The organism is Trichocoleus desertorum AS-A10 (assembly GCF_039962155.1).
In the GTDB taxonomy this organism is placed as follows: Bacteria; Cyanobacteriota; Cyanobacteriia; order FACHB-46; family FACHB-46; genus Trichocoleus.
The window spans coordinates 612322-630098 of record NZ_JAMPKN010000002.1; the positions used below are offsets into that span (position 1 = coordinate 612322).

22 protein-coding genes are annotated in these 17777 nt (G+C 48.9%); 12 read left to right on the forward strand and 10 right to left on the reverse strand.

Annotated features, from left to right (window positions below):
* Positions 1-106: 106 nt before the first annotated feature.
* Positions 107-313 carry a hypothetical protein gene (locus NDA01_RS06545; protein ID WP_348227295.1) on the forward strand — a complete coding sequence of 69 codons (207 nt, stop codon included), beginning with the start codon at positions 107-109 and terminating at the stop codon, positions 311-313.
* A gap of 15 nt (positions 314-328) precedes the next feature.
* On the opposite strand, the gene NDA01_RS06550 is transcribed toward NDA01_RS06545, so the two are convergent.
* A complete protein-coding gene (locus NDA01_RS06550; protein WP_348227296.1) occupies positions 329-1093 on the reverse strand; it encodes a class I SAM-dependent methyltransferase in 765 nt (254 codons plus the stop codon).
* Between the two features lie 78 nt (positions 1094-1171).
* Complete coding sequence (nrtS, locus tag NDA01_RS06555; protein ID WP_190556678.1) at positions 1172-1441, reverse strand: nitrate/nitrite transporter NrtS; 270 nt, start codon at positions 1439-1441, stop codon at positions 1172-1174.
* Between the two features lie 304 nt (positions 1442-1745).
* Here nrtS and NDA01_RS06560 point away from each other — a divergent pair, with 304 nt between their 5' ends.
* On the forward strand, positions 1746-2465 hold the full coding sequence (locus NDA01_RS06560) for a methyltransferase (protein WP_348227297.1): 720 nt from the start codon (positions 1746-1748) through the stop codon (positions 2463-2465).
* A 130-nt stretch (positions 2466-2595) separates the two neighbouring features.
* On the opposite strand, the gene NDA01_RS06565 is transcribed toward NDA01_RS06560, so the two are convergent.
* From NDA01_RS06565 to NDA01_RS06575, 3 genes are all read right to left on the reverse strand, one after another.
* Positions 2596-3720 (reverse strand): iron-containing redox enzyme family protein, encoded by a 1125-nt coding sequence (locus NDA01_RS06565; RefSeq protein ID WP_348227298.1) that lies wholly within the window; start codon positions 3718-3720, stop codon positions 2596-2598.
* Between the two features lie 431 nt (positions 3721-4151).
* Positions 4152-4295, reverse strand: coding sequence for a hypothetical protein (locus NDA01_RS06570; RefSeq protein ID WP_190556684.1), 144 nt, complete (start codon positions 4293-4295; stop codon positions 4152-4154).
* Between the two features lie 136 nt (positions 4296-4431).
* Entirely contained in the window at positions 4432-4665 is a 234-nt protein-coding gene (locus NDA01_RS06575) for an acetyltransferase (RefSeq protein ID WP_190431066.1), read from the reverse strand.
* 368 nt (positions 4666-5033) lie between these two features.
* Here NDA01_RS06575 and NDA01_RS06580 point away from each other — a divergent pair, with 368 nt between their 5' ends.
* Entirely contained in the window at positions 5034-5204 is a 171-nt protein-coding gene (locus tag NDA01_RS06580; protein WP_190431065.1) for a hypothetical protein, read from the forward strand.
* Between the two features lie 145 nt (positions 5205-5349).
* Here the strand turns inward: NDA01_RS06580 and NDA01_RS06585 are convergent, their stop codons facing one another.
* Positions 5350-5550, reverse strand: a complete 201-nt coding sequence (locus NDA01_RS06585) for a chlorophyll a/b-binding protein (protein WP_190550864.1) — start codon at positions 5548-5550, stop codon at positions 5350-5352.
* A 312-nt stretch (positions 5551-5862) separates the two neighbouring features.
* On the opposite strand from NDA01_RS06585, the gene NDA01_RS06590 reads away from it, so the two are divergent.
* Entirely contained in the window at positions 5863-6354 is a 492-nt protein-coding gene (locus NDA01_RS06590; RefSeq protein ID WP_348227299.1) for a hypothetical protein, read from the forward strand.
* Positions 6355-6542: 188 nt separating this feature from the next.
* Positions 6543-6698, forward strand: coding sequence for a hypothetical protein (locus tag NDA01_RS06595; RefSeq protein ID WP_348227300.1), 156 nt, complete (start codon positions 6543-6545; stop codon positions 6696-6698).
* Here NDA01_RS06595 and NDA01_RS06600 read toward each other — a convergent pair.
* From NDA01_RS06600 to NDA01_RS06610, 3 genes are read right to left on the reverse strand one after another with little or no spacing between them, the layout of a single operon-like run.
* Entirely contained in the window at positions 6695-7837 is a 1143-nt protein-coding gene (locus tag NDA01_RS06600; protein WP_348227301.1) for a CO2 hydration protein, read from the reverse strand. The genes NDA01_RS06595 and NDA01_RS06600 overlap by 4 nt on opposite strands.
* Before the next feature lie 4 nt (positions 7838-7841).
* Positions 7842-9410, reverse strand: a complete 1569-nt coding sequence (locus tag NDA01_RS06605; protein WP_348227302.1) for an NADH-quinone oxidoreductase subunit M — start codon at positions 9408-9410, stop codon at positions 7842-7844.
* Between the two features lie 12 nt (positions 9411-9422).
* Complete coding sequence (locus NDA01_RS06610) at positions 9423-11294, reverse strand: NAD(P)H-quinone oxidoreductase subunit F (protein ID WP_348227303.1); 1872 nt, start codon at positions 11292-11294, stop codon at positions 9423-9425.
* A 406-nt stretch (positions 11295-11700) separates the two neighbouring features.
* Between NDA01_RS06610 and NDA01_RS06615 the strand changes: the two genes are divergently transcribed.
* The 7 genes from NDA01_RS06615 to ccmO all read left to right on the forward strand — a co-directional run bounded on the left by NDA01_RS06615 (position 11701) and on the right by ccmO (position 17070).
* Positions 11701-11835, forward strand: a complete 135-nt coding sequence (locus tag NDA01_RS06615; RefSeq protein WP_348227304.1) for a hypothetical protein — start codon at positions 11701-11703, stop codon at positions 11833-11835.
* 284 nt (positions 11836-12119) lie between these two features.
* The gene (locus tag NDA01_RS06620; protein ID WP_190431058.1) at positions 12120-12428 is read left to right on the forward strand and encodes a carbon dioxide-concentrating mechanism protein CcmK; all 309 of its coding nucleotides are present in this window, start codon (positions 12120-12122) and stop codon (positions 12426-12428) included.
* 78 nt (positions 12429-12506) lie between these two features.
* Positions 12507-12854 (forward strand): carbon dioxide-concentrating mechanism protein CcmK, encoded by a 348-nt coding sequence (locus NDA01_RS06625; RefSeq protein WP_190431057.1) that lies wholly within the window; start codon positions 12507-12509, stop codon positions 12852-12854.
* A 6-nt stretch (positions 12855-12860) separates the two neighbouring features.
* Positions 12861-13163 (forward strand): beta-carboxysome shell vertex protein CcmL, encoded by a 303-nt coding sequence (gene ccmL / locus NDA01_RS06630; protein ID WP_190431056.1) that lies wholly within the window; start codon positions 12861-12863, stop codon positions 13161-13163.
* 160 nt (positions 13164-13323) lie between these two features.
* On the forward strand, positions 13324-15402 hold the full coding sequence (gene ccmM, locus NDA01_RS06635) for a beta-carboxysome scaffolding protein CcmM (RefSeq protein ID WP_348227305.1): 2079 nt from the start codon (positions 13324-13326) through the stop codon (positions 15400-15402).
* Between the two features lie 85 nt (positions 15403-15487).
* Positions 15488-16138 carry a beta-carboxysome scaffolding protein CcmN gene (gene ccmN, locus NDA01_RS06640; protein WP_348227306.1) on the forward strand — a complete coding sequence of 217 codons (651 nt, stop codon included), beginning with the start codon at positions 15488-15490 and terminating at the stop codon, positions 16136-16138.
* Positions 16139-16230: 92 nt separating this feature from the next.
* Complete coding sequence (ccmO, locus tag NDA01_RS06645) at positions 16231-17070, forward strand: beta-carboxysome assembly protein CcmO (protein ID WP_199295738.1); 840 nt, start codon at positions 16231-16233, stop codon at positions 17068-17070.
* A gap of 33 nt (positions 17071-17103) precedes the next feature.
* Here the strand turns inward: ccmO and NDA01_RS06650 are convergent, their stop codons facing one another.
* A complete protein-coding gene (locus tag NDA01_RS06650; RefSeq protein ID WP_348227307.1) occupies positions 17104-17712 on the reverse strand; it encodes a helix-turn-helix transcriptional regulator in 609 nt (202 codons plus the stop codon).
* Between the last annotated feature and the right edge of the window lie 65 nt (positions 17713-17777).

Sequence of the window (17777 nt, forward strand, 5' to 3'; positions counted from 1 at the left end):
GCTAGTGACCTCAATCGTGATCTAGCTTGAAGGTAAGCTCTGCGATCGCAACATAGGCAGAGTTTGAATAGATCGTAATCGGGCGTTGCGATCGGGAGCAAAACCTATGGCAGAACCAGAAGTATTGGACTGTCCCAAGTGTGGCAAGAAAGGCTTGGTGCGGTGCCTGCACAGCGAGGATGATTTGTTTCAGTGCGTCTATTGTGACTACAGCCACGACCTGACGAAAGCTAAAGACGCTGATGGAGGGCCAGGCACAGTGTTTCTAGCGATCGCATCTGCTCTTCTAATCGCTTTACTCTTGCTGGGTTGAGGATAGAGGCTAGGTTTAAGGCTTGAGGGCGATCGCGCGAATCCGGCGGTAATCGGCTACCCAAATGCCATTTTGGTAGAGTTGAGGACGGATGCGCTCAGCAATTTGGGCAAGAAAAGTTGCTTGTTGTTCAGTGGGAACGGCTTGTAGAAAAGACTGGGCAAACATCTTGATCCAATTTTGGATGCCGTCTGCGTCGGTGAGGGGCGTAGGGCGATCGAACAACGCCGCAAAACAGACTTTAAAGCCTTGCTTTTCCAATAGGGCTGTATATTCGCCAATGCTAGGGAAGTACCAAGGGTTAAGGGCTTCGGGGTTGGGATGGCCGCTCTCTTTCAAGCCTTGCTCTAAGGCAGAAGCGATCGCTTGCACATTGCCTTTGCCGCCGAACTCGACCACCAAGCGACCTCCTGGTTTCAGTGCTTGCCACATACTAGCGATCGCGGCTTCGGGTGGCTTGACCCAGTGCAGCACCGCATTAGAGAAGATGGCATCAAACTCTTCTATAAAAGCTAGGTTGATGGCATCAGCGACTTCAAAACGTAGGTTGGGATAGTTTTGCTGGGCTTGGGCAATCATGCTGGCGGCACTATCAATGCCAAGAACTTCAGCACCGCGATCGCTAATCTTTTGAGTGAGTGACCCAGTGCCACAGCCTAAATCGAGAATCTGTTCCTCTAGTTGCGGATCGAGTAAATCCAGTAATGCCGCACCATACTCAGCGACAAAACTATGTTTGCGATCGTATAGGTCAGCGTTCCACTGATGAGTTGTCATCATCTTCATTCCCCAAAACTGCTGCTGGTTCAGTTTATTCGTGGGGGCATCAATTCACAGGAGAGCCGAGATAATTCTTGTTTAAATCTCCTGTGTACTGACTTCAATCAAGGGCCTACTTTGCTGCCCTCGACAGCGGCTGGTATGTTGCCCGTAGACATTGACGAGATAAGGCATGAGATAAGTTAAGGCTCCAGAGATCCAGCGATCGCGGGTCATGTCACCTCGGAGCGTCGCAGAACCGTGATTGATCACAAACAAGAGAGAGCCAACGAATAAAGCTGTTTTCAGGCCAGTGGGAATAAACTCTTTGTCGAACAAGCTAGCCAGATAGCCTTTGATTCCCTTCATCGCCAATGAGCCATCACATCTAACGCTCAAGTTAAACTATTTCACCTATTGAAGCTGTGAACAAATAGCAAACATTTTGAGCAAAATGTGTTATGAGCAGCGATATAACTGCTTTAGTTAGTAACTAGTTGAGCTAAAGGAGTGATCGCCTCTTGAAGCTAGAGATTATCACTTTCTTTACTTTGAGAAACAATGATCCCAATCACAAACAGACAAACCAAACCTTTAGATATAGAACTGGTGGCAGAGGTTACAGAAATGCTAAGCAACTATCTTTTGGATAGGTGTTTAGTTAAAATACTTCATGCTTCTCTCATCTAGACCGCTAAAAGATATATTCTTCTGCCCTGAAGAGTCAAACTTTTATTCAAACTGTATAGAAAATCTAGTTCTCAAGCATTGCGTTGGTTCAGAATCTATTATTGAATTTGGCTCAGGCGACGGTAGTCCCGTAATCCAAGCTTTACTCAGAACTGAATTTGAAGGCACTGTTCACGGCTTTGAAATCAACCCTTTAGCTTCTGACGTTGCCAACGAAAAGATTAGCGAACAAGGCTTAAGCGATCGCTACCAAGTGCACTGTAAATCCTTCTTCGATTCCCTTAAGTTTCAGGCAGATTACTTAATCTCAAATCCCCCTTACTTACCGGCTGTAGACAACAAACTTTATCAGCCTTTACTACATGGCGGCATTGATGGAATCACTATCACCAAGAAGCTACTCTCTTGTAATCATAAAAATGTTTTAGTCATGGCTGCTAGCTATTCCGATCCTCAAGGATTGGTAGACTACGCCAGTGAGCAAAACTACTTCGTTTCCGACTTCATCATTTCACCCTTATCCTTCGGCTACTACAGCTCTGACCCCAAAGTGCAAAGTAGAATCGCTGAAATGCGTCGAGAGAACCGCGCCTTCTACTCCGACAACCTATATCTCCTAGCCGGAGTGCTATTCACCAAGCAAGAAACCACCGATAAAGAAGATGTCTCCCCGGAACTCATGCGGTTGATGACAGCGCTGTAAAACTTACACTGTGGTACCTCTCCTCAAAACCCCTCTCTTCTTAGGAGAGGGGCTTTTAATATGTTTTTGCAATATTTTTTCTAACTCCCCTTCCCTAGGAGGGAAGGGGCCAAGGGTTAGGTCTTATATCTCAATCTAACGTCGCTGCCGTATCTGCTTCTCGTACCGATCGCACCATTGCATCTCCCGCGCGATCGCCAATCAGCTTCTCTTGGTCATATCCCAACACAATCTGCCAAGCCTCATTAGGATAGCGATCGGCCAGAGGCAACGCCACATCATCAATCATCCAACGACCGTGACGCTCATCCTCACGGATATGTAACTCCCAGTAACCGGAGGCAGTATCCGATAGGTTCAAGCGTTGTGCCGCCGTCATGTAATTACGATAAATCCAAGGGCCAGCAATTTCAAAGTAAGCCAAGCCACCGTTGTAACGGAGGTAGTGCTGCTTGCACTCAGTTAGCAAGAAGTTATGGTTAATGCTCGCCAACACTTCCCAAGGCACCAAGTCAAAATATGCTTCTGGCTCTGTGCTCAAGCCCAACTCAGCCATCATATTCGCGAAGAAAGTTGAGTGCTTGCGGTTCAGCCGTCCGTTGCCGTACTCCTCCAACAACACGCGAACTAATGTGCAATGCACCTCATTGCTGGCACCACCCAAAATCCGCACCAAACGGCTCGCCTCTACCAAGCCATCAAAAGACGCGATCGCCAACAAACGACGATACCCCGCCAAAGTCGCTTCTTCCCGGAGATAACGGCTACTCGCATTCAGAGGTGGATCGAGGTCAGCATCAGAGCGCTCAATCAGCGCTTGCTTCACCGCTGCCAGATCCAACTGCTGCAACGCTGCCACATCCAACTGCTGGCCTTCCCAGCCCTGCCAAACCGACTCAATGCGGTTACGAATTTGTTGTAGATAGAACGATCGCTCATTGATGTAATGGCGCAGATCGTCATACCAGAAAAACTTGAGGCGATTAATCCGATACAGCACTCGCTGCACAAACCGATGAGCCGCTTCCGCTTCTGGCTGCTCATTTACATAAGCTGCATCTAAAGCGATCGCCAAAACTCGCTCAAAACCCTGAACCAATCCTGGCTCCGCCTGCACTCTCTGGTCCAGATCTTCTAGTTCCAGTAACCGAACAAATTGTTGCTCCGCCTCCAAGTAGTTCGGAGCTACTTGAGCTTCGGATACAGTGCTGACTCCAGCCTTCGGGTTCTGGAGCATCATCGTACTGCTCTGCATGAAATCTTCCTTTGTGTTGAAAACAGCTAATCGCGATCGCTCAAAAGCTCTCCGCTACGAAACCCCAGGACACGAGTGCCAAAGCAGTGCCAGAAGTTTACTGTCTTCAAAGTAACGAAACCACATAAACTCTCCGTCCATCCCCAGAAGGACAGCGACTTCTACCTTTTGACGTGTCAGAAGTAGGAAAGGATGTTCGGCTCCGCTGTTCGCGTTCGCGTAGCGCCTCGAAGGGAAGTGTAGGAGGAAGAGGAAAAGAAAGGATGAAAGGTAATGAGGTAAAAGCCAAAGTATCGAAGCGCTCACACCTTAACTCGTCTGGAGGGGTCTGGGGGACGCGGCCGTCCCTCAGCGGGAGCTTGGGGGCGAGTGCCCCCAAAGGTTCGGATTTACCAGAAGCTAAGCGTGGCAAACCTAAACGTGACAAAACCCTAAACCACCACTCCCGCAAAGAAAACCATCATTACCAGCCAAATCCCCAAACCACAAGCCAAAATCACCATCACCTCCCAGGCCAATGAATGACCCGATGATCCTGGCACACCCTCATGCAACAATTTATTATGGCTAGCCATCTGACTACCCTCCTAAATCTAATTGCCTATCCGAAAACTCAGAGCCGTCTGAGACGCTCAACCCTGACAAATTGTCTTCGGATAGAGTCTTCAGCATTTAGCCTACATAGATCATAGCAACACCATAAGACCTATGTTAGGAAGCCATTGCAGCAGGAGAAGTGTTCTCCCGATAATGACTATCTAACCAGCAGCGCGGCAAAGATTCACCTGAAGGAAAAATCAGCTCCGTTTTAGCAAAGGATTTTGGATCTTGCTCCTCTTGACCATCTTGAATACGACCCTGCACCTTATCGTGCATAGGATTGGCCAAGTCTTCAACAGAAATCACTTCAATCAAAGCGTCATCGTTTTGTTGCTTAAGAAACATAGATAATCTCCTAAATTTAAGTTTCAACCTGAAGATAACTAAAGTGACGAAACCGTTAGATCTTGCAAGCTTGGCTCAGGCTAATGCAGAGATGCCTAGCTCAACGCCCCCCTTTAGCTATATCTTCGACTTTATGAAGCCTGGCAACCCATTAAAGTCTGAGTTTCAACCGTTTCACTACACAAATACTTCCACTACACGAATAAGTCGTGATTAAAGCGTCACTAGCCAACCAGTTTGCATTAAGAAAGCTGAACGATCGTCAACCTTAATTACAAGATCTCCTTAGCGAAATCAGCAGCTCAGTCTTGAGTGGTAGATTGATTGGAATTAGCAGGTTCTTGCCATCAACCTATCAGCTAGGAAATATGTACGATAAGAATTCCAAGAAAGACTGGGTGAGTGCGGGTGCCACTGCAACCGTAGGAGCAAGCCTTGCTGCAACCTTTTCTGTGCTTCAAGGACGTGATCCGTTCGTTGCCTTTGTCATCCTGGTTTTTGCAGTTGCAGTTGCCTTAGTCATCGATCACTATTTGTAAGATTAATAGTCACAGTCACTAAAGTTTGAATACGAAAAAACTTCACACCTTCTGGGGGAGATGTGAAGTTTTTTGTATTGATTATTTAATTTTTGTAGCTGAAACCTAAATTTGTTTTTTGCTTTCAAAAAGAAGCAAGCGTTGATTAGTGGATTAGGTTAAGAACGTCACGGACAACACTGAATCCAGCTAAATCCCAAAGCAGATAAGCAGCAAAGCCGATCATCGCCAGACGTCCATTCCACAATTCTGCTTGAGGCTTCCAGCCCAAAAGAAATGCGTTACGGTCAATGCCGTTATATGCGGGAGCTACAGGAGGTAGTTCAGTTGCTTTGTTGGTCTGCATGTTTACATTCCTTAATAATCAAGGGATGCCTCCATGCTATGTCCGGGTTCAACTTCTGAGGTCTGCCATTAGAGCTATCTATCGTCTCTACCTAAAAGTAGACCTTAAGAGCAATTCCCCATCTCACTCCTAGAACTGTGCGATCGCGTGCCACATTCCTCAGAGAGTCATCCAATCGGGTGAAAGTTAGGCAAACAACCAGTAGGTTTACGGAAAAGCGATCGCTGATCGAGATGTTTCAATCATCGGGTTGGGTCAGTCAATCTGACAACTACTGCCCCCTTGCTCCATTGACCAGAGGAAGACGTTGCCATGATTCATCACATTTCTATCCCCGTTGAAAATCCACTCCACGTCGCTCAAGTTCTAGATGAGCTGCTCAACGGTAAAGTTGCTCCTTTTCCCTCTAACCCCAACAGTTACATGGTGATCGCGGGTGATGCGTATGGCACCATGATCGAGGTTTACCCTGTAGGCACCGAGTTAATGCCAGGAGGCTCCACCAGCCCTGTGACTTTTAGCCAAAATGCCTTTACTTCTCCCTTCACTGCGGTACATGCGGCGATTTCTGTTCCTGCCAGCGAAGAGCAAATTGTTGAAGTCGGTGCAAGAGAAGGATGGCACACGGTCTGTTGCGATCGCGGTCCCTTCCAGGTAATCGAGTTCTGGATTGAGAACAAACTGATGCTAGAACTTCTTCCCGCACCTCTTGCTACCTGCTATCTCAATTTCATGGAACCCGAAAACCTAGCGCAGTTCTTTGCAGGTGCCCCAATCCCCAGACCTGTCGCTGCCACTGTTTAAGTTGTTAAAGCCATTGCCTGATTCTCCCCGCTAGCCGCGATCGCCACCTTCCTTCAGAGCGATCGCGGTTTATTTCATGGAGGGAATGTGATGGCTGACTCAGACGACATCAATTTGTGATGCCAAGTTCATAAATCATCCAAAGCGATTGGCTAGCATACAGTTGCAACTGACATCCTGAAACCGCTATGAGACGATTCCGACAAGGGCTGCTGATTCTGATCTGTCTTTATGGGCTATATCTCATCAAGACAGCCTTGGGAATTGACATTTCTCAGCGCTACACAGCTTGGGAGGTCTTCAAGTTACCAGTCAAATCCTTGATGCATCGCTCCTCTGGCTAATACCGATCTGGAACGTTCACAATCTCCAAACGAGAGGGAATAAAGCGATCCATCCACTTTTCTAGATAGGCTCGATTAGCTTGGCGTTGCTTCGGGTCTTCTGTATCGAGTGGGTGAGGCATCAAACCCCGAATCGCTGCCGTCGTCACACAGAACATCGACTTTTGGAAGCTCTCACAAATTTTTACCCGCAGATCATCTTCCCCCCGGAGTCCCTGCCGATAGATGTCATGCAAGTAATCTGGCAAGAAATGCCGCATATCCTGCATTAGTAGCGTCGGAGGAATACCAGCTCCACCAATCGGTAGTGGGTCGGCATACAGCGCTCCATAGATAAACTGGTCCTGAAACACTGGAATTTGTTGAGCTTGAGCGTTGTAAGATACCGTGCCGAGAAAAGGGGTGCCTCGGAAGAAAATGGTATCTACATAAGGAACCGCTGCATCCATCAAGAACGTCAGCCCTGCCGATTCGGGAATAATGTCATACACCTGACCTTTCACTTCGACGGCGTAAACCAAAGGTTGATTGGCAGCAGCAACCAAAGCATCTTGCACATGTTGCACCACCTCTGCGATCGATTGAATTTCCTTGCGATCGAAGCGATCAGAGAGGTCAATGAACATGTCGCTCATTACCCGCCAGAACAGTCCCAACACCTTGTAATAGGCAAGTTGCCGAATCTGTTCTGGCAAAAAGTCTGGAAACACTCGTTGCAAACCGCTCACCAACCAATTATTTTTGGTCTTGGCTTGCATTACCCGCTGTGCCCGCTCTAAAAATTCCGGTGAATCTAGGTAAGTATCCAGATCGCCACCACCATGCCATAACATGGTTTTCATCACGTACTCGGCATACTCGTAATTAATCCGATCGTGATTCCAAAATTGCAGCAGTTTCCCTAGAGAAACTTCCCCATTGAAATATTTGAAAAACGGGAAGAGTTCTAAAAACTGATGGTCAGCAATATAGATCAAGTTTTTAGAGTAGGCATCCAGCACAATGCCATAGCTCTTGAGGATACCTACGACTTCTAAAACATTGACCTGACTATTGGCGAGAAGTGCCTCTCCCGCTTCTAGCCGATGCACATACTCTGCCAAGGGATGATTAGAGGGTTGCTGGATAGTACTGACCATCGGTTTAGTTCGCCTCCAGAGCGATCGCCGCTGAACTAGTTAGTAGAGCTTCTTTTAGCAGCTTTTCAGTCGGATCAGCCACTTCAGGGATAGGTGTCGCTTTGACCACCACAGTTTCGGGTACAGGTGCCATCGCTGTAATCGTCGCTTCACCCCAAACTGTCAACCATTTAGGTTGAATTCCTAAAACCACGATCAAGATTGCCAGAAAAATGGCAGGAGCGCGATCGCGCCAGGTGACAGGGGGTAAGTTTTCCACTGCTTCTGAGAGCCGCCCGAAGAAAGCTCGGTTCATTAACAAGAGAAAGTACACCGCTGTTAAGCCAGTGCCTACCATGCAGAGCAATGTCTGCACCGGAAATACCGCGAAGCTGGCCCGGAAAACAATGAATTCAGAGATAAACCCGACCATGCCAGGAATGCCAGCACTCGCCATCACTCCCACAATCATCAAAGTGCCGATTAGGGGCAAGCCGCGCTCTGGATTCAACAAACCTCGGACGACGTTCAAGTCGCGCGAACCTGCTTTGGTGTAAACCACACCCACCAGCAAGAACAGCATGGCGGAAATTAAGCCGTGGCTGACCATTTGCATTAAAGTGCCGATCAAGCTCAAAGGAGTTGCCGCCGCCATCGCAAGCAGCACGTAACCCATGTGAGCAATGGAGCTGTAAGCCACCATTTTCTTCATGTCGGTTTGGGCGATCGCCGCCAATGCCCCATAGAGCACACTCACAACCGCCCAGCTCGCTAACCAGGGCGCAACCACTTGCCAAGCGTCAGGAAATAAACCATACCCAAACCGCAGCAAGCCATAAGTGCCCAGCTTAAGCAATACACCCGCCAGCATTACTGAAATGGGAGTAGAAGCTTCTACGTGAGCATCGGGCAACCAAGTATGGAAAGGAAAGAGAGGAACTTTGATGCCAAACCCTACCAAAAGCAGGCTTAGCAGCACCACCTGTTGTCCCAGTGGGAGCGTATGGGCGATGACGGTTTCGTAGTCGAAGTTGAAAGAGCCGCTCAGCCAAGCTAGGCCGAAGTAGGAAGCCAAAACTAACACCCCAGAAATGGCGGTGTAAATCAGGAATTTGGTAGCCGCATAACCCCGACGAGCCCCACCCCAAATGGCAATCAGCAGGTACAGCGGAATTAGTTCTACCTCATAGAACAGGAAGAAGAGCAGCAAATTCTGCGCTAAAAACGCCCCAGTCACAGCAGCACTGAGCAACAGAAGCAAGCCATAGTAAAGTCGGGGTCGCTGAATTTCCCCATCGGTGCTGTAAATAGCAACGCCAGTGAGCAAACAATTCATCACGACCAAGGGCAATGACAAACCATCGACTCCCAGACGATAGGTTAGTCCCAAGTTATCTAGCCAGGGCAGTGCTTCTTGAAACTGTTGTCCTGGTTCGAGCTGGATAAACTGACTCGCCAATGCCACCGACAAACCTAAGGTGATAATGGCAAACACCAAAGCCAGGGTCCGATAACGATGGGAAGCCAAAGTTTGAGGCCAAAATGCCACAAAAATTGCTCCCAAAACAGGTATCCAGATTAAGCCACTGAGCATGATCTCTCCTCCTTACGCTGCTGAACCCATCAGAAAATTGATGATGCCATTCACAAGAGACCTGTTCATAAACAAGCCCAAGAAGGTGATGCTCAGAAAAACAATCAGAGCATAAAACTGGCTTTGGCCCGAAGCACTGTACTTCAGCGTCTCACCACTAAAGATGGAGGCGATACCCACAAAGTTGACAAAGCCATCAACCACGTAGCGATCGAACCAAGAAGTAACTCGCGATAGCACATCTACACTCAGCACCACACTGACGCGGTACAAGCGATCGACGTAGAAATCGTAGGCCAGCAAGTCTTGCACAAATCTCAATGGAATCAAAATTGGTCTGGACAAAGTTCGGGTCAAGCCAATCGTTGCCCCTATCCCACAACCGATCGCACCTGAAAGAACTAGTAGGAGGACCGCCCCTAGGTTCAAGTAACTCCAGTCAGGTAACAACAACAGCTTTTGCATCATCAGGGGTACGAGCAGCGTCAGGATGGTCAAGCTCACCATCGGTACTGCCATTTGCCAAGGTACTTCTGGAGCTCGTCGAGATTTAGGCTGCGCAGCGCCTAAAAACACCAGGCGAAATACCCGCGTCAAATTAATGGCACTCAGGGCATTGGCAATCAACAAAATTGCTACGATCCACGGGTGCTCCGTCCAGAAAACATCCACCCCTCGCTCTAGCGCCCAAAAGCCTCCCAGGGGGAATAAGCCAACTAGACCCGCAATCCCCACCAAAAAAGCGATCGTGGTTGCTGGCATCCGGGACCACAAGCCACCCATTTCTGTTAGGTCTTGGCTGTTGGTGGTGATGATTACCGAGCCGCCACTCATGAATAGCAAGGCTTTAGCAATTCCATGAGTAAACAGCACCAGAAGGGCAAACCCGCTCCACTGCATACCCACTGCAATGAACACCAAGCCCAAGTAAGCACTGGTGGAGTGAGACAAGGCCCGCTTGATATCTATTTGGGCGATCGCTACCAAAGCAGCCCCAATCGCCGTTACTGCCCCCAACACCACCAACGTGGCTAGTACCACAGGGGACAAGCCCAGAATGGGTTGTAACTTGATCAAGATATAAGCGCCACAACCGACCACTAGAGAATTTCGTAGCACCGAAGCGGGGTTCGGGCCTTCCATCGCTTCATCTAACCAAAGGTGCAGCGGAAACTGAGCGCACTTGCCCGCAGGTCCTGCAATCAAAGACAAACCGAGCAACGTTGCCGTTATAGGTGATAAATTTGCTGTTTCAGCCCATTCATATAAATCAGAAAAATTTAAGCTACCCGCCATGTTGGAGAGAGCCACCACCCCCATCAACAGCAGCAAATCCCCTACCCGCTTGGTTAGAAAAGCATCACGAGCCGCAGTGACAACCAGAGGCTGAGCATACCAAAAACCTACTAGCAAATAGGTAGACAGCGTCAGGAGTTCCAAAAGCCCATAGCTGAGAAACAGCGAGTCACTCAGCGCCAAGCCGCTCATCGCTGCCTCAAAAAATCCCATCAAGGCAAAGAAGCGAGCCAAGGCCCAGTCCTTCTCCATGTACCCCAAGGCAAAGAGCTGCGACAGGAAGCTCAGAATTGTGATCAATTCCATTGCCCCGACACTAACTGAAGAGATGTCGAGGGCAAAGGACAAGTCTAAATCAGCCACGCTCAGCCAATGAACTATGTACTGCTGTGGCGCTTGGTTCCAAGTTGCTCGGAAGAGCAACGTGCCATGGACCAAGGCAACAACCGTCATCAAAATATTGAGGTAAGCGGCTGGTCGGGGACCGGTGCGACGCACAATGCCGGTTGACCACGGCAGGGTAACGAGCGCACCCAGTAACCCATAAAAGGGAACCCACCAGCTGGACTGGAGGAGAAACTGGTTCATTGAAATCGCCCTTGAAACTTCACCATCTAGTGCTGCTTAGAAACTCCCCAGAGTCAGCGAACCAACCCCAGAGAGCTCAGTTAAAAGTGGCCTATTAATCAGTGGATTAAATCTTTATTAATATCCAGCTTAACGCCTCAACCCCGATAAATCTAGGGTTTATTCGCTAAAAAATCATCAAAGGCAATCCTAACTTTTACTTATATAAGTAATCATAACTTGGCCTTTTAACAACGCGATCGCAAACGTATCTGCCGCTATGGTGAGGGGTGATTCGACTATTACGTCGCCCCGTTCATTGCAGCAGAGATCTCAATCCCTTATTTAATCCATCATCTCATAAGGGCATCCATACTTTTTGCTAGATTTCTCTCCAGCACCCGACTAAATTCGTTGGTCTAAATTTATGTCAGCTCAAGATTCTAACCCAGGACAGATTTCAATTTCAGCCATTACTGAGCGCTTTAGCAAACGTCCAGCGGCGCAGCTTGGCAAGCTAGTTGCCGTCATCAAAAAGCCTAAAAATCGCCTGAGAAAGTAAGCTTTTTAGCAAAAAAATTTCAGATGCACAAAATTGACCTTTAAATTGATTATTTAAAGAAAGCTAATATTCAATGGAGTTTGCACTTCAAGCAGAATTAATTAAATTTAATAATAAGCGTTATTAGATAATATCATTTTGTCTTATATTGCCAATGAATAGACCGTCCTCTATTCTTTAACACAGGATGTTAAAAGATCCGCTGAAGCTGAAACAATGACCCTTTCCGTGAATTTTTCAGCTCAGTTCATTCCAATATTTTTATCTAATCCGGGAGATAAGCGATGCCAATTGCAGTGGGCATGATTGAAACCAGAGGCTTTCCAGCTGTTGTAGAAGCCGCAGATGCAATGGTTAAAGCCGCTCGCGTAACCTTAGTCGGCTACGAGAAAATCGGTAGCGGTCGCGTCACCGTGATCGTGCGGGGTGATGTGTCTGAAGTTCAAGCTTCTGTAGCGGCTGGTGTAGAGTCTGTGAAGCGGGTCAACGGTGGCGAAGTGCTATCGACTCACATCATTGCTCGTCCCCACGAAAACCTAGAATATGTGTTGCCCATGAGCTACACCGAGGCGGTGGAACAGTTCCGGACCTGATTCCGGGTGCCAAGGCTATAAAGCTTTGGTTCAGTATTTTTTAATCCAGCGCTCAAAGAGAGAAAGGAGTCAAAACTCATGGCAATTGCAGTGGGTATGATCGAGACCTTAGGCTTCCCAGCGATTGTGGAAGCCGCAGACGCAATGGTCAAGGCCGCTCGCGTCACCCTAGTTGGTTACGAGAAAATTGGTAGTGGTCGTGTCACCGTCATTGTGCGCGGCGACATTTCTGAAGTCCAAGCATCTATAGCAGCAGGGATTGAATCTGTGAAGCGGGTCAACGGGGGACAAGTGTTGTCTACCCACCAGATTGCTCGCCCTCACGAAAACCTAGAGTACGTGTTACCCATCCGTTACACTGAGGCAGTGGAACAGTTCCGCGAGAGCGTAAATGGTCCTCGCTCTCTCCCCTACACCAGACCCTAGGCTTGAATGCTAATTGCTAAAGTTCGCGGCACGGTTGTCAGTACACAGAAAGACCCTAGTCTACAGGGTAGTAAATTCCTCTTGTTGCAGCTGATCGATGAAAATGGCAACCTTTTACCAGAGTATGAGGTAGCAGCAGATTGTGTCGGGGCAGGGTTGGATGAATGGGTACTGATCAGCCGAGGAAGCGCAGCTCGTCAGCCTTCTAGCCAAGAAAAGCGCCCGATTGATGCGCTTGTAGTGGCAATTATTGACACGGTTACGGTTGACAATTCCCGGCTTTATAGCAAGAACGAGGTCTATCGTTAGTCGCCCACTAACAGTTGCTTAGCAGCCAACTGGGTAATGAATTGTTGGCTGTTCTTGCAAGTCTGAGCCAGCAGTTCTCGTCGGGGCGGGTCTACACCTGCCCTAATCAACCATTACTGCTGAAAGCCAGCATGGCTATTTCAGTTAGGAGATATCAGTTATGGTAGTCCGCAGTCCTGCGGCCCCTCCCACTCCGTGGTCCAAAAGCTTGGCCCAACCGCAGATTCATGAGACGGCTTACGTCCACTCTGTCTCCAACATTACTGGAGATGTTCATATTGGTGCCAATGTCCTTGTTGCTGCTGGAACCCATATCCGAGCGAATGAGGGCAGCCCGTTCTATATCAGTTCGGGTACCACTATTCAAGATGGAGTGGTGATTCATGGTCTAGATAAGGGCCGAGTGCTTGGGGATGACCAGAATCAATACTCTGTCTGGATCGGCAGCAATGCTTCGATTATGCACAAGGCTTTGATTCATGGGCCAGCCTATGTTGGAGATGACTGCTTTATTGGTTTCCGCTCCACAGTGTTTAACGCTCGGATCGGCAAAGGCTGCATTGTGATGATGCATGCTTTGATCCAGGATGTGGAAATTCCGCCGGGTCGGTACGTGCCCTCCGGTGCAGTCGTTACCAATCAGCATCAGGCCGATCGCCTCCCCGATGTAGAACCTTCGGATATTGAGTTTGCGAGGCACGTGGTGGGCATCAACGATGCACTGCGTTCTGGTTATCTCTCTGCTGAAGATATTGCTTGTACCATACCCATTCGTAATAAATCAACGGAGCCTCATACCTCTGGGCTTGATACCCCTAAGGTAGATCAGGGTTCTGGCAATCGCAACCATCAAGAGTCAACTATGCAACTAAGTTCAGAAGTACTGCAACAAGTGCGCCAACTTATGGCTGGGGGTTACCGAATTGGAGCTGAGCACGTGGATCAGCGTCGCTTCCGTACCAATTCCTGGCAAAGCTGCACTCCCATTCAGGCGAATAGCGAATCTCAAGCGATCGCGGCACTACAAGCTTGCCTAGCCGAGCATCAGGGGGAATACGTCCGTCTGTTCGGCATCGACACCAAGGGTAAGCAGCGGGTTTCTGAATTAATTATTCAGCGTCCTGGTGATCCGCAAGTAACTGCCTCTAGCAGCGCCACCAGCCGTAGTAGCAACAACGCCAACCACAGCACTTACCAATCCAGCTACACCGCTAGCGCTAGCGGTAGCAAGCTCCCTGCTGATGTCCAACAGCAAATTCGTAGCTTGATCAATCAAGGCTATCAAATTGGTACGGAACATGTAGATGCACGTCGTTTCCGGATGAACTCTTGGACGAGCTGTTCTCCGATTCAATCCACCCATGAAGGTCAGGTATTTGCTGATCTAGAAGCTTGCCTCAATGAGCATCAGGGGGAATATGTGCGACTGTTCGGCATTAACCCCAAAGGCAGACAACGGGTAGGCGAAATCATTATTCAACGCCCTGGCGAGGAGTCTGGTGCTCAGACCCATAGCACCACCCGCAGTGTCGCTACCTCCAGTGCCTCTAGCTCAGCATCAAGTGCTAGCTCCACTGTGAGTAGAGACTTACGCGATCAAGTTCGACAACTGCTAAATCAGGGCTGTCGCATTGGCACCGAGTACGCTAATGAGCGCCACTACCGCACTAATTCTTGGAAGAGCGGTCCTTCGATTCAAGCCAGCAGCGAATCTCAGGCGATCGCAGCCTTGGAAGCTTTCCTAGCAGAACATGCAGGCGAGTATGTCCGCTTAATCGGTGTAGACCCTCAGGCCAAGCGTCGCGTCGTTGAGCAGGTGATTCAACGTCCTGGCGATAGCAGCCGGAATAGTCAACCTAGTGGTCAAGCCAGCAGTCACAGCAGCAACGGTGCCAGCAGCTACAGCAGCTCTGCAAGCAACGGCCATAGAAGCGCTGCAACTAGCTCTGGTTCTAGCAGTGGTTTGCCTGCGGAAGTGCAACAACAAGTTCGCCAACTGTTAAACCAAGGCTGTCGCATTGGCACTGAGTACGCAGATGAGCGCCGTTATCGCACCAGTTCTTGGAAGAGTGGCCCCTCCATTCAAAGCAACAACGAATCTGAAGTGCTCGCTTCGCTCAGGGCGATCGCGGGTGAGCATGAAGGTGAGTATGTGCGCTTAATTGGCGTAGACCCCAAAGCTAAGCGGCGGGTGTTGGAACTCCTGATTCAGCAGCCTACCGCAGTCGCTCAGCGTTAATGATGTAAATTCCGGTGGAGGTTCTGATCTGCCAAGGTCACCTAATACAGCCGATTCTTGTTTGACCCTAGAGGTGCCCACGCTCATGTCTTTGCCACCACTTCACCCCCCTGCAAATCCTGAAATCTATGTACGGGGTGACGTGACAATTCATCCAAGCGTTGCGATCGCACCGGGAGTGCTGATTCAAGCAGAATCTAACAGCCGGATCATCATTAATGCGGGAGTATGTATCGGCATGGGCAGCGTCCTGCATGCTTACAAAGGAACTTTGGAGCTGCAAGAAGGCGTGAACTTGGGTGCAGGTGTTCTAGTCATCGGTGAAGTGACCATTGGCGCGAATGCTTGCATCGGTTCCTCTGCTACCCTCTTCAATTGTGCGATTGAAGCAGGACAGTTGCTACCCTCCGGCTCTTTGTACGGAGATTCCAGCCGTCAAGTAGCTGTGGAGAATGGTTCAGGAGCGAGTGTCCAAACACCTCCTGAACCTGCATCTGCCAAATCTGAGCCTGTCACTGCTGCAACTACGACATCGGCACCAAGCGAGACCACTGCAACACCAGAGGCAGCCTCGAAGCCGACCCCAGATCAATCCGCCCTAGCAACAAAATCTCCGGAGCCGCCACCGACTCAAGTTTATGGGCAGGCTTATATCAATCGGCTGTTGGGAACGCTCTTACCCCATCGACAAGCGCTCAATCAACCAATTAATGATGATTTAGCGAATGATGCCTAAGGAGGGCGGAGAATTCGGCTAACGACTTCTACAATTTAAGGAAGAATCATGACCCGAATACTCCGCTTCTATAGGTTCTGATTAAGGTTTAGATGATGACACCTCCGAACATTCCTCCTGCCTCTGAACGGCTCCGTCGCATCCAAAGCCTCAAGGAAAGCGCTCTCGGTCTCGTCTGTACCCAGAGTTTTCCCGCCATCATTGGCACTGCCGATATGATGCTCAAGTCGGCGGGTGTGACCTTAATTGGCTACGAAAAAACAGGCAGTGGTTTTTGCACTGCGGTGGTCCGGGGCAGAATTGCGGATGTCCGCCTGGCGGTGGAGATGGGGGCAGAAACAGCTGAGAAGTTTGGGGAACTGGTGTCTGCCGTAGTCATTCCTCGGCCCCTACCCAACCTAGAAGCCGTATTACCTATTGGTACTCGCTTAGCCGAGTTAGCTTTAGAAAATTCCCAAAGCCGTTTAAGTAACTTAGCCGTAGGTCTGCTGGAAACCAGAGGCTTTCCGGCGATGGTTGGTGCGGCAGATGCCATGCTGAAGTCGGCGGATGTGCAGCTGGCTGCCTACGAAACAACGGGGGCTGGCCTGTGTACGGCAATTATTCGTGGCTCTGTAGCAGATGTAGCGATCGCGGTTGAGATCGGGATGCAAGAAGCTGAGCGGATCGGAGAATTGCACGCCGTCATGGTGATTCCCCGACCCTTAGACGACTTGGAAGCAACGCTGCCAACGGCGGCTTGCTGGATCGAACAAAAACCTGATCCTTTACCAATCCTGCTCTCAATTCCAGTCAAGGAAGAAGAGAAAGAACTCGTCGAGCTAGAGCGAACTGAGGTCCAGCCTCTAGCCCTTCCTGCCCAAGCGCCTGAACCAGATTTGTTAGAACTTCCTGATCTCCAAAAGCTACCGAAGCGATTAGAAGAACTTTAACCGTACTGGCTAGTTTTTTAGAGCGATCGCCCGCTAGGATTCTATTTCCAAAACTCCCTTTCTTTTGGCATGAATACTTTTCATATGCCGCTTCACGGTGTTGACTGTGATGTATAGCTTTGTGGCAATTTCTTTATAGGAATAGTTGTCTTGATACAGTAACCAAACTTCTGATTCTCGGGGTGTGAGACGATATTGCTGTACTTCCGCGATCGCTTTATTTTGCATCGCTTGATACCGATCTTCAAGGGTGACTAATACAAATGGAGATTCGCTGTTCTCAGGCTTCAGCCAACTAGCCCGCACCCGAATAGTATTGAAATTAGGCGTAGTAACTTCTGACTCCACAACTAAGGCTGAGCTACCTCGTTGGTGATTTCTCACTAGAACCTCACACACCAGCCAAATTTGCTGAGGGGCACGATGGGGTTGAGTTAAGTTCTGAGTCAGCTGACCACAAACTTGGCGGGCGTAAGAATTACCATGCACCCAGTCACCAGCGGGTGTTAAGAGCAAAATGCCATCCATAAAACATTCAATGGCTTCTTGCAGTAGAGCAGGTTTTAATCTTGAGGTTAGTCGTCGGTCTAAAACTTGAATGGATCGATCAGTTCTTTCAGGGGCATTGATTAAACTGTTCATTTCGGGGTTACTGAATAAGTATTTTGAAATTTGAACCTACAGAGTTTTAGTTGGACTTATTTCAG